This window comes from Chitinivibrionia bacterium (assembly GCA_009779925.1).
Lineage (GTDB): Bacteria > Fibrobacterota > Chitinivibrionia > Chitinivibrionales > Chitinivibrionaceae > WRFX01.
Genome location: WRAZ01000032.1, coordinates 1 through 12,210, shown reverse-complemented (window position 1 = coordinate 12,210; position 12,210 = coordinate 1). Strand labels below are relative to the sequence as shown.

Genomic DNA, 12,210 nt, shown 5'->3' with positions numbered 1-12,210 from the left:
TATATTGCCTTAGCAATCGCCTTTTTATTCGATTTTTTCAAGGGAACGTAAAAATTACGTTCTTTTTTATAGTGGCGAATAGTATTTTCTACAACGAATAAAACGTTAAATTTTAGGAGGGGTTCTTTTATGGACATCAAAATTTTTGAGGATTTGAGCGGAAAATTCAAAAGCAAACTTGAAAACTTGGCGAAAAGCAAGAAGTTTGTTATAGGCAACAATGTGTCGGACGAAAAAGCGGTTTCTGCACTGCTTTCAAGCGATTGGCTCGAAAAATATCCGACGGCGGTCTGCGTGGATTTGCCAAAAGCGGCGACTTTGTATAACTCGTCGAACGCGAGCGAAAGCGAAAAAATCGACACGGCGTTCACTATGGCGCGCGTAAATTATATGGGAACCGACGGCGTGCGCGGTAAAGTCGTGGTGAAAACAAACGAGAATTTTATCGCGGATTTGCTCAAAGACAACGCGTTTACACCCGATTTGGTCGAAATCACCTCTTATTCGTTTGCAAAAATTCTTTTGGACAAAAAAATCGTTAATCCGGGCGATACAGCGGTTATCGGAAACGACGGGCGCGATTTGGCTTACGATTGGATATTAAACAACCACGTTCGCTCGGGATTTGCCAAAGCAGGACTGAACGTAATAGATTTGGGCGTTGTGCCGACGGCGATTATTCCTTGGAAAAACCTGCAACTCGGACATGTCGCGGGCGCCTGCCTCACGGCTTCGCACAATCCGAGCAATCAAAACGGCATTAAATTCTTCATCGACGGCAAAAAATTAGTTCCCGAGGGCGACTTGGGCGACTACGTTTTGTCGGCGTATATGTATAATTATTGTATGCTCGAAAAACTTCCCGCGGCGACAGGCAAAGTTTCGGAAATAAACGCGGAAGAAGACAGCATAAATTGGATTTTGCAGGACTGCGGCATAGAAGAATGCAAGACCTCTTTTGACGGCTTAACAATAATTTTCGACTCGGCAAACGGCGCAACCGATACAATCGGCAGAAAAGTTTTCGAAAAACTCGGCGTAAAATATATAAGCGTAAACGAAAAATGCACGGGCGACAACATTAACCGCGGCGTTGGAGTTGCGGAAATCGAGGGCACGGAATTTTACAGCGGAAAAGAATACGACAAGCATATTCCGACCGTCAAAAAAATATTCGACGAGGGCAGAAAATCGCCTGCGGGCACGGTTTACGGAATTGCTTGCGACGGCGACGGCGACCGCGGATTTGTGCTTTATTACAGCAAAAAAGACGACGACATCTATGTTTTGGACGGCGATAAATGCGGCTATATTTTGGCGGAATGCCTTTTGCCTTATTACACGAATTGCAAAGAATGCCCAAGCAAACCAAGCGACCTTTGGTTTTTATCGACCATCGAATCCGACATTATGACTGCTTCGGCGGCGGCTAAAAACTTGGGGCTCAGCACGCGCGTAGTTTCGGTCGGCGACAAATGGATAGGCAACTTTAAGGACGGTTATGTTTTGGTTGGTCTTGAAATTTCGGGGCATTTAATTTGTCCGATAGAAGTAAAAGACCCGCAAGGCAACACCAAAACATTGCTTTCGGGCGTGGGGCTTTTAACGGGTCTTTGGTCGATTTGGGCAATAAAAGAACTTGGTCTTAGCGAAGAAAAAATTATTGAGCCGTTTGAGCCGGGCTTTTCAAAGACATACTATGTGTTCTTTGTTGATAAAACGCGCCATTACCGCGGCAGTGCAATCTGGAACAAAGACAAAGAACTCGTGGAAAAAGAAGTAAGCGCGGCAATATCGGCAGGAAAACTCCCGAAAAACACCGTAATCAAATACGAAGACAAAGAGGATTTGAACGTTCTTTATATGAACATTTTGGACGGCGACAAGTTGCTGGGCGTTCTCTTTATGCGAAATTCGGGCACGGAAGACAAAAACGCGACTTACGTAAAAGGCGAAAAAGTTTACGAGCATATTTTGTGCGAAATCGGCGCAAAAGTCCAAAAAATGCACACCGCCGAAATGAAAAACGAAAGTCGCATAGAATACAAATACGAGCAAGCGGTCATAAAAAACCTTGAAGCAAACGGCGGCAAAACCACCATCGACAAGGTGCTTTCAGACCTTTTGGGCGTAAGCGAAAGCGACTTGTTCGGCGTAGTGTACGGTCTCAAGAAAGAGGGCAGAGTAAGCGTTCTGGAAAGAGAGATTTCGAGGATGTAAGCGCTTGTCGCGCGGGCAATTTGCAGGGGCGAAAAATCTTTCGCCCCTTTTTATTATAGGCAAAACGTATATTAAGTAAATAAAATGACGCGGCAGAACAACTTAAGTAAAACAGAAAAACTGTAAGAAAATCATAAAATATTGGCTTTTTTTATAAACGAGCGGATTTTTTTGCGCCCGCTCGTTTTTATTGAAAAGTCAGTGTTTTCGTTAATCTTTCTACCATCGAAACACCCATAAAAACGGAAGCCCGTCGTTTCTGCTTGCCTCAATTCCCCAAATGTCGGTGAAATTCCAGCCCGAAAAAGTGCCTTGCCACATCATTTGCGCAGGCGTTCTTTCAGCGGAATTCGAGCAAACAGTCGCCTCTTCGCTCGAAATTCCGACAAGTCCGCCGACCGATACCGTTCCGTTTACACTTCCCGAAGCATAACTATTGCCGATTATGCCTCGGTCGCTGTTAGCCCCAACCAACAAGCCGACATTCTGCCAACCGCTGACATTTCCCGAAAAATAAGAATTAACAAGAATCCCGCTGTTGTTCCCTGCTAAACCGCCGAAGTTGGCAGGTCTTGCATTTCCGCTTATGCTCGTCAAAGCGTAAGAGTTTTCGATAATACCGTCGGCGTGGTTAGTTCCCACCAAACCGCCGACTGTGTTGTCGCCGCTTATTGTTCCTGTGGCGTATGATTTCTCGATTACACCGTGATTTGCTCCTGCAAGTCCGCCGACATATCGACCGTTTCCGAGAATTTCGACGATTACGCCGAGGTTTTTTACAACTCCCGCATTACCGACAACGCCGAAAAGTCCTTGATGGCGTGTGTTGGAGTTGATAAAAAGTCCTCTTATGAAATTGCCGTTTCCGTTGAATGTGCCTCGGAACGGGTGGTATTCTGTGCCGATTGGCGTCCATTGGTTGGTTTCGTTGTTGCCGAGGTCGAGGGAGTTGGCGAGGGTGATTGTTCGGTTTTCAAAACTGTTTCCTGCGTTTACGCTGTCGCGGAGTTCGCGCAGTTGGGCGGGGGTGGTTATTCTGATGTCGGCTGTGTTCCAGTCGATTTGGGCGTTGCCGCCCAAATCGTTAGAGCAACTGACTAAGAATAATAAAACAAGCAAATAAAAAAACATAATCACTTGTTTCCTTTTAATCTAAATGACTCATTGTAAACGGAATAAGCATACCGTCAGTAACGGTGATATTGCTTCTCGTAAATACTTGTGAGCCTGAACTCAATCGAATATCAAACCTATTATTAACAGATAACGGCTGAGAAAAAGTATGTGTCCAAGAAGCTCCGTCAGCGTAATTAAACCCACCATGAATATTGTTCCAATCTGTTGTGGAAGATGGTTTTATTTGAGACCGTCCTATAGGCATACCAGTATTGTTTTGAACCACAATAGTAGGCATTCCTGAAAGCGGTTGAGTATCTGCATTTGCACGAGTGAACATTAAAGATGTTCCGTCTGATACAGTCACATTTCTCATTGTATACGTAGTAGCGGGGCTTGTTGAACTTACTTGAATATCAAACACTGTATAACTTGAGGGTGGAATAGAGATAGTTTCAGTTCGAAAACTATTGCTACTAATACTACCAAAGCTGTTTCCCCAGTCATTTACAGAAGATGGTTTTATCAAAAGATTATTCAATGATGTCCCAGTTCTATTCAGAACTGTTATTCTCGGAAGATATCTTTCATCGGTAAAATCATTATCTGTAAATCTAACAGTTGTTCCGTTCGACAATGAAACTCGATACCTTACAAATGTTATATTACCTGATCTCAATCTGATATCAAAACGACTATTCGCGGGTAATGGTTGAGAAAAAGTATGTGTCCAAGAAGCACCGTCATTATGATTATTAAACCGATGTATATTAGTCCAATCTGTCGAAGAAGACAACTTTATCTGTGATAAGTCTATAGACATACCAGTATTATTTTGAATTGTAATTCTCGGCATTCCACCACCACCTCCTCCACCGCCAGTTGTTCCACCACTAGTTTCATCGTCTTCAAGCGCACACCCCGCCCAGAATACCATACCAACCACTACCGCCAAAATCCCAAATAACCGCTTTGTCTGCATTTTCATAATGCGACCCTCCTAATAAATTGTTAAAATTCTGACAAAACAGCAAAGGCTGTTCTGCCGTAAACCATACATTTTACCAAGAATGACGATTATATCGATTATTTAAGAAATAACAGACAATGCAGGACAGCCTAAAGTCCATCTGTTATTTTTCTTAAAAGCAAAAAAAATCGATAAATTGCAGGAATAAAATCCCTTCAATTTGTCATTCTTGGTATCGGGAAAATAATATTTGCCTATGGAAAAGTGGGAGAAATCTTGATTTGAGGGAGAATTTTGTTGTTTTCGAGAATTGTTTCTTTTGGCAAAACGTATTTTCCCTCTACTATTTAACAAAAAGTTAGGATTATGACAAAAGAAAACACTAATAATTGGCGAAATCTCGGTCTCTGCGATTTGAGAGAAGAAAGAGTACTTATAGAAGAACAACCCTTAATTCTCGAAGACCATAAAACACTTGAAGCAGCGTTTGCAGTTTTGAAAAAAGTTCTCCTTTGCGGCAGTAAAGAAAAAATCGTTTTTACTCCAATTGGCGAGGTGAAAATACAGGAAGAATATTTGCCGCACATTGTTGAAAAAAGATTAGACGCAAGAGAAAGATATGTCAACTTTGTATTTCCAACATTGACAAACCCTTATGAAATATGGGAAATACGAGAAGAATTTGTCGTAAAAAGAAGATATATTTCATTGTTCAATGGAAAACGAGATTTTATGGTCATTATTAAATACTTTAATGACGGCAGTGTCTTTTGGAATATGATGCATTGTTCGAGAAAAGATATGAACGGTCATAGGTTTGGAAATCTCATCTATAAAAAAACGGGAGATAAGTAAAACCTATCTCCCTTAAATTAGTCGGGTCCGAACAGTGAATAGTTGTGTATTCAGAGCTCCCTTCATTCGGTTATGCTCACAACAGCACCGAAATCTCGCCGACTACATACAACGAATATACTATAATTTACAAGAAAAAGTCAAGAGTAAAGCGGAAAAAAACGAAAATTTCGCAAAATATTGACTTTTTTTGATAGAAGAGCGGATTTTTTGAGAAATTGAAAATTTCAAGAATTGTTTCTTTCGGCAAAACGTATTTTAACATAAAAGTAAAGCAGAAAAATCCGAAAATTTCGCAAAAAATTCATTGATAGGAGCGCAAAAATGATACAAATAAGCAACATTTCCAAGCGGTTTTCGGAGAAACTTCTTTACGAAAATGTAAATCTTTCGCTTCAATCGGGCAATCGATACGCGCTTATCGGCAACAACGGAACGGGGAAAACCATATTCCTCAGAATGCTTTCGGGCTTGGAACAGGCGGACAGCGGAAACGTCTCGTTTGCAAGCACGTTCAAAATCGGCTATCTTCCGCAAGAACAGGAAGAAACGGGCGACTTTACGCCTATCGAATATATGCTGGAGCCGTTTAAGGAAATGCTGGAATTTTTGGAAAATCCGCAAGCGCACGCCGCCGCCGACCTCGAAAAATATTCCGAAATGCTCGACAAAATTCACATTAACGACGTTTACACGCTTAATTCGCGAGCGGCGACGATTTTGGCGGGGCTTGGAATTACCAACGAAATGCAGACAAAAAATATCCGCGAATTTTCGGGCGGCTATCGAATGCGGGCGCTTCTTGCGCGCCTCTTGCTTTTATCGCCCGATTTTCTGCTTTTGGACGAGCCGACAAACCATTTGGATATGGACACAGTTATATGGCTCGAGAACTTTTTGGGCAAATTCGGCGGCGGAATGCTGATAATTTCGCACGACAAAGCGTTTTTGGACAGGATTTGCACGCATACGCTCGAAATCAGCGGCAAGCAGGTCATTGAATACAAAGGAAATGTCTCAAAATACCGCGAATGGAGAACGTCGCAAGAAGAAACCGAGGAAAAACGCGCCAAAAATTTGCAGGAACAAATCGACCGAAACGAGCGTTTTGTAGAGCGTTTCAAAAGCAAGGCGACAAAAGCGTCGCAGGCGCAATCGCGAATAAAACTGCTCGAAAAACTCCGAGAAGAACTGCCCGAACAACACTGTTTTGACGCGAAATTGTCGTTTAGAATTCCGCCTGCAACGCCTTGCGGAAGCGTTCCGTTTCGCTGCGAAAACCTCAGCATCGGCTACGAAAACAAAGAAAAAAACGAAACAAAAACCGTCCTTAAAGATTTCGATTTGACTATTACAAAAGGGCAGAAAATCGCAATAATCGGTCCCAACGGCGCAGGAAAATCCACGCTTCTTAAGACATTCGCTTCGGCAATAAAGCCGCTTGGGGGAAAGTTTTTAATTGGGCACAACGCTCAAATCCGCTATTTTTCGCAATATCGGCTCGATATGCTCAACCCGTCCAAAACGCTTTACGAAACAGTAGTCGAAGTTTTGGGCGAAAACCGTCCGACCGAAGTCCGAAAACTGCTCGGCTCGTTTTTGTTTTCGGGAAACGAAGTCCAAAAGTTGGTTGGCGTATGCAGCGGCGGCGAAAAATCCCGCTTGTCTCTTCTTTTAATGCTGATTCACCCCGGAAACATAATTTTGTTGGACGAGCCGACAAACCACCTCGATATGCCGTCGATAGAAAGCGTTGCCTCGGCTCTTGCCGAATACGACGGCACAATAATTTCGGTCTCGCACGACGAAAATTTCGTAAACACAATTTCGGATAGAATAATAGAAGTCCGCGACGGCTTTCTGCGCGATTTCCCCGGAACACTCACGGAGTATCGCGAGTATATTGAAAAAGGTTGGATTAGTAATGTAGGGGCGGGGTTTGCCCGCCCAACAGACAAAATATCCGACAATTTGGGCAGGCAAACCCTGCCCCTACAAGATACCAAAAATCTCGACAAAGAAGACCGCATAAAAACCCGTGAAGAAAAGAAAAAAATCGTCCGTAAAATAGATAACATCGAGAAGCAAATCGCAGAACAAGAGAAAAAAATCGCCCAAAAACAGCAAGAATTGGACGACGCTTCGTTCGCAAATAACGCCAAAAAACTCGTTGAAATCCAGAAAGAAATCGACAAATTAAAGTCGGAAGAAGAGAGTTTGATGGAGGAATGGCAGGAGTATCAAGTAAAACTTGAATTATCCGAAAAATCCGATTGCTAAAGAATTAATCCTTGACTTTATTCTTACGAGATTTCTTAACAACCAGCAAAATCGGGACAATTATTGCCGTTGCCAAAACCAAGATGACTATCACAACTGTCGAAGAAATTACATCTACAAATCCGTAGATAAACATAAATAATAAATCCAATAACATATTCCAAAAATCTCTGAACATAAAAATCCCCCCTTAGTTCAAAATCGGTTTGTGTTTTTCAATCAGTTTCATCTCCGTGTCAATCGCGGTCATATCGTCTTTGCAGGTTGATACTATATAAGATACCGCCAACTCGCGAAGTTGTTTCATCTTTTCGTCGCTTTCTTCGTTTTTATTCCAAATTTCCAGCAGTTTTTCCCGCAGATTTGTTGCGCTTCCTACGAAAATCACCTTTTTGTTTTCATCGTAAAATCCAAATACGCCGAAAGTTGCGGGAGCGGTTTCAAAATTTTCTTTGGTGAATTGAGCTTTTTCCCATTTTATTGCGGGCGGCAAAATTTTTGCCTGCCATTTTTCGCCGTCGAAAGAAAATTCGCGGTGGTCTTTGAATATTTTTTCGACTAATATTTTACTTGCCGCGCCGCCGCCGTTTTTTATTCCCAGAAATTTGCTCGCGATTTCTGCTGTCGTCAGCCCGCCGTTTGCGATAATTTCGTCCCTTATTTTTTCGATGAGCGTTTTGTTTTCGTTTTCCATAAATGTCCGATTTCTTGTGAAATTTTTTATTTTCGCACTAAAAATACCATAAAGGCGATTTGAGTAGTTGAAATAAATTATTTTTGTCTCAAAATTTAACAAAATTTCAAAATGAAAGGCGTTTTTTATGGCAAAAACTTACAACATTGCAGTTATTGGCGGCGACGGAACAGGACCGGAGGTCACAGCGGAAGCGAGAAAAGTACTTGACGCGGCGTGCGCGCAGGGCGGCGTAAAAATCAATTATCAGGATTTTGATTTTGGCGGCGAAAGATATATGAGAACAGGCGAAACGCTTCCCGACAGCGCGCTCGAAGAGTTCAAAAAATTCGATTCGATTTTATTGGGCGCTATAGGGCACCCCGATGTAAAACCCGGAATTTTGGAGTTGGGAATTTTGCTCAAAGCAAGATTTACGCTTGATCAATATATAAACCTTCGTCCCGTAAAACTTTACCCGGGAGTGGAGACGCCGCTTCGCGACAAAGGACCCGAAGACATAGATTTTACGGTTGTTCGCGAAAACACAGGCGGAATTTATACGGGAATGGGCGGCGTTGTGCGTAAAGGCACGCCCGACGAAGCGACAACTCAAGTTATGTATTACGACCGCAGAACTGTGGACAGATGCCTTAAATACGCGTTCGAATACAAACAGCGCCGCAATAAAAAAAGTGCAAAATATGCCGCAAAACCGATTACTCTTATCCATAAAACAAACGTTTTGACGAACGCGGGCGATTTGTGGTGGCGCGCATACAACGAAATGGGCGACGCGCAATTTGCCGACATTAAACGCGATTACAATCATATCGACGCGGCAAATATGTGGTTTGTGAAAAACCCCGAATGGTTCGACGTCTGCGTAACCGAAAACTTGTTCGGCGACATCATTACCGACTTGGGCGCGATGATACAAGGCGGCTTGGGAATTTCTGCGGGCGGCAACATTAATCCGAACGGCGTTTCTATGTTTGAGCCGATGGGTGGTTCCGCGCCGAAATACACAGGTCAAAACGTGATAAATCCTCTTGCGGCAATTTGCGCGGCAGGGCTTATGATGGAAACCTTGGGAGAAATCGCAATCGCCGAGAAAATCGAGAATGCGGTATCTTCAGTTCTTGCTTCGGGGCAAATTAAGTCGCTCGCCGCAGGAAAAATGGGAATGGGAACAAAAGAAGTCGGCGATTTGATAGCGAAATCGTTGTAATTTTTTTTTGATATTACATTGTTTTTTGTAGAGACGTAATGCTTACGTCTCTTTTTTGTTGTGCAATATAGTATTTTATACGATAAATTAAGGAGGTTAATATGCTGACAGTAAAAAGCAATCCATGCAAAACAAAGCGTTTATACATTGAAGTTCGAGAAGACAAATACAATTTTTTTGTAGAATTGGTAAAAAATTTGGATTTCATAAAAATACGAATTGATAAAGCGTCTCTTGTCAACCCTCAAAAAGAAAACGTTCTTGCAAATATAAAAAAAGGCTTTATCGACAAAAAATCAATAGATAAAGGCGAACTGAAAACTTTTTCTATTGAGGAGTTGTTTGATGACTAGCACAGTAAGATTTACAGTGCATTTTAAGAAAGAATATAAGCGACTTGCGAAAAAATATGCCTCATTGAAAAACGATATACTTTTACTCATTGACGAATTAAAGGAAAATCCGACAACAGGAATAAATCTTGGCAACAATACATACAAAACTCGTATGGCGATTTCTTCAAAAGGAAAAGGCAAAAGCGGCGGCGCAAGAGTGATAACGTATTTTGTAGATAAAGACAACATTGTTTACTTGCTTTCAATTTATGATAAAAGCGAAGAGGTAAATATTTCGGACAGCGAGATTAAAAATATTTTGAAAGAAGTGGAAAGCAATCCGTATTTTTGATTTAGTATTTTTAGTTTTTGTTAAAAATCTCCCCTTTTTTGAATTCCTTGTGTTTTTTTATGTTTTCTCATTGCGCAAATATTATATTCCCTATGCGAAAAATGATGAAGTGTGGGATTTCTCCTTGCATTTCATTGAAATTTTTATTTTTAACGCGTATATAATGCGCAAAATTGCCTTTCTTTGGCTGTTTTGTTCATTTTGCGCATTTATACATTCTTTTCAATGTGAGCGCACTTCATCATTTTTCGCAAAATAATATGAATTTGGCAGAACAGCCTTGCTTGTTTCTGCTTTAACATTGCTGTAAAGAACAGCAGAAAGGTTTGGTGTTTTATGTTGGAGTGGCTAAAAAAGTCTTTTGAATGTCTTTTTGTAGTTTGTGCATGGGTAATAATTTTGTTGCTTGCTATTTTGGGTGCAATTATAGGATATGATTCTGCTCCGGACAGGTGGGGTTTACCTATAGCCATAATTGGTATTGTGATAGGGGTTATTATTGCAGTTGGTTTTTTAGGGTTGGTGGCAATTTTTATATTGCAGGCTAAAAAGGTAGATGAAATATCCGTGTGTCAGGAGGCTATTTGCAAAAAAATAGAAAAATTATCTGCTTCTTCGGAAAGAGTAGCACAAACATCTGCAGCAGAAACACCTTTAGCTGTAGCAGAGAAAAGCCCCGTAGTTGAGAAAGCAAAGCCTGAGCCGATAAAAGAGGAAACAGAAGAAGAAAGAAAGAAACGATTTGATAATTTTGAATTTTAGAATGCAGTGTTGATTTTTTCTGTTTTTACCAATTTTGTAGAGACGTAATGCTTACGTCTCTTTTTTGTTGCGGCGAATATTATATTTATAGTAAAAAAGGAGCAAATATGACATCAACAACAGTTTCAAGATTTAGAAAAAATTGTTCTAATTATTTTGAACAAGCGGTCGAATACCAAGAGCCGATAGTCGTTGCAATGAATAAAGGCAACGCAGTTGTTTTGAGCGAAGAATACTACAATAGCATAATAGAAACACTTTATTTGTCGTCTGTTCCCGGATTGAAAAAGAAAATCCTTGCCGCTTCAAAAGAGCCGATTTCACAATGCGTTCCGCTTGACGAGGTTGAATGGTGAGTTATCAAGTAATTCTTACAAAGCAGGCAATAAAAGATATTTCCAAATTAAAAGTCATAAACCTTTCCGAAAAAGCAAAAATGATATTGAAAAACATGGAAATAGATCCGTATTTTCAGCCATACAAGAAATTATCGGGCGATTTGAGAGATAAATTTTCCCGAAGATTAAATATAAAACATCGAATTGTATATGAAATTTGTGAAAATACTAAAACTGTAAAAATTCTGAGTATGTGGTCGCATTACGAATTTTAGTTTTTATTGAAAATTCATTATTTTTTTGAAATTTACCAAAATCTTACAATTCATTTAATTCACCCTTGACTTTTAGTACAGTTATTTGGTATATTATTGTTAGTGAGATTGCTTACTATATCTCTTCGCTTGGCTAAACTTCATTCTCCCCCCCCTCGTAATGAAAACGAGGATTGGCGAATAGGGTGATTGGATTCTGCCGCCTGTGATAATTAGGCTCACGGACAGAAAGCCGGTCGCCCATTTTGCTTTTATCTGCATATTTCATAAGCCCGCTATTTTATCAACCCCCATCTATCTGCCGTTGTAAATCGCTGTTGAATTTACTGTTTATTTCTTCGTTGTAAAAATCCATAATTACCTTTTTGTTTTAATTTTGACGGTAAAATAAACAATGCTAAAATATTGATGTGAGATAAAATGCAAAAATACTAAAAATCACCTCTCCGCCTTTTAGGCAAATATTATATTCCCTATGCCAAAAAATACGAAAGCGGGGATTTCATCCTACTTTCCTGTTTATGTTATTTTTTTTCTTTTCTATAAATAGAGAAGACGAATTGCCTGTTTGGGGCAGTTCTGTCTGCCTTCTCTATTTAAAACATAGGCACTTTCGTATTTTTTGGCGAAACTATGAATTTCGGCAGAACTGCCTTTGCTGTTTTGCCTTAACATTTTAATTTGCCGTGAAAAAGCGGCGGAAAGGTTGGTTTTATGGCTAAAAATGAATTGGAACAAATTACAACTGAATTGAAAATTTGTTCGAATTGTGATTTGCACAAAAACAGAAAAAATGTTGTTGT

At 40.6% G+C, this 12,210-nt stretch carries 13 protein-coding genes; 9 read left to right on the top strand and 4 right to left on the bottom strand.

From position 1 onward, the window contains the following. Nucleotides 1-129 precede the first annotated feature (129 nt). Nucleotides 130-2,220: a hypothetical protein gene (locus FWE23_08635; GenBank protein ID MCL2845495.1), complete on the top strand. Its 2,091-nt coding sequence runs from the start codon at nt 130-132 to the stop codon at nt 2,218-2,220. 219 nt (nt 2,221-2,439) lie between these two features. Here the strand turns inward: FWE23_08635 and FWE23_08630 are convergent, their stop codons facing one another. Beyond that, complete coding sequence (locus FWE23_08630; GenBank protein ID MCL2845494.1) at nt 2,440-3,351, bottom strand: hypothetical protein; 912 nt, start codon at nt 3,349-3,351, stop codon at nt 2,440-2,442. A 16-nt stretch (nt 3,352-3,367) separates the two neighbouring features. Then, entirely contained in the window at nt 3,368-4,324 is a 957-nt protein-coding gene (locus tag FWE23_08625; GenBank protein ID MCL2845493.1) for a hypothetical protein, read from the bottom strand. 348 nt (nt 4,325-4,672) lie between these two features. On the opposite strand from FWE23_08625, the gene FWE23_08620 reads away from it, so the two are divergent. Both FWE23_08620 and FWE23_08615 read left to right on the top strand, forming a co-directional pair. After that, nucleotides 4,673-5,161, top strand: a complete 489-nt coding sequence (locus tag FWE23_08620) for a PBECR2 nuclease fold domain-containing protein (protein MCL2845492.1) — start codon at nt 4,673-4,675, stop codon at nt 5,159-5,161. A gap of 324 nt (nt 5,162-5,485) precedes the next feature. Then, nucleotides 5,486-7,441, top strand: a complete 1,956-nt coding sequence (locus tag FWE23_08615; GenBank protein MCL2845491.1) for an ABC-F family ATP-binding cassette domain-containing protein — start codon at nt 5,486-5,488, stop codon at nt 7,439-7,441. A 4-nt stretch (nt 7,442-7,445) separates the two neighbouring features. Here the strand turns inward: FWE23_08615 and FWE23_08610 are convergent, their stop codons facing one another. Next, complete coding sequence (locus tag FWE23_08610) at nt 7,446-7,619, bottom strand: hypothetical protein (GenBank protein MCL2845490.1); 174 nt, start codon at nt 7,617-7,619, stop codon at nt 7,446-7,448. Between the two features lie 12 nt (nt 7,620-7,631). Next, nucleotides 7,632-8,135: a GIY-YIG nuclease family protein gene (locus FWE23_08605; GenBank protein ID MCL2845489.1), complete on the bottom strand. Its 504-nt coding sequence runs from the start codon at nt 8,133-8,135 to the stop codon at nt 7,632-7,634. A 127-nt stretch (nt 8,136-8,262) separates the two neighbouring features. Between FWE23_08605 and FWE23_08600 the strand changes: the two genes are divergently transcribed. The 6 genes from FWE23_08600 to FWE23_08575 all read left to right on the top strand — a co-directional run bounded on the left by FWE23_08600 (nt 8,263) and on the right by FWE23_08575 (nt 11,407). Then, entirely contained in the window at nt 8,263-9,345 is a 1,083-nt protein-coding gene (locus tag FWE23_08600; protein MCL2845488.1) for a 3-isopropylmalate dehydrogenase, read from the top strand. 101 nt (nt 9,346-9,446) lie between these two features. Beyond that, entirely contained in the window at nt 9,447-9,698 is a 252-nt protein-coding gene (locus FWE23_08595; protein MCL2845487.1) for a hypothetical protein, read from the top strand. After that, nucleotides 9,691-10,032 (top strand): type II toxin-antitoxin system RelE/ParE family toxin, encoded by a 342-nt coding sequence (locus FWE23_08590; GenBank protein MCL2845486.1) that lies wholly within the window; start codon nt 9,691-9,693, stop codon nt 10,030-10,032. The genes FWE23_08595 and FWE23_08590 overlap by 8 nt, the downstream gene beginning before the upstream one ends. A 336-nt stretch (nt 10,033-10,368) precedes the next feature. Beyond that, the gene (locus FWE23_08585; GenBank protein ID MCL2845485.1) at nt 10,369-10,794 is read left to right on the top strand and encodes a hypothetical protein; all 426 of its coding nucleotides are present in this window, start codon (nt 10,369-10,371) and stop codon (nt 10,792-10,794) included. A gap of 107 nt (nt 10,795-10,901) precedes the next feature. Next, the gene (locus tag FWE23_08580; protein ID MCL2845484.1) at nt 10,902-11,150 is read left to right on the top strand and encodes a type II toxin-antitoxin system Phd/YefM family antitoxin; all 249 of its coding nucleotides are present in this window, start codon (nt 10,902-10,904) and stop codon (nt 11,148-11,150) included. Next, nucleotides 11,144-11,407 (top strand): Txe/YoeB family addiction module toxin, encoded by a 264-nt coding sequence (locus tag FWE23_08575; GenBank protein ID MCL2845483.1) that lies wholly within the window; start codon nt 11,144-11,146, stop codon nt 11,405-11,407. Before FWE23_08580 ends, FWE23_08575 begins: the two co-directional genes overlap by 7 nt. The last annotated feature ends 803 nt before the right edge of the window (nt 11,408-12,210 follow it).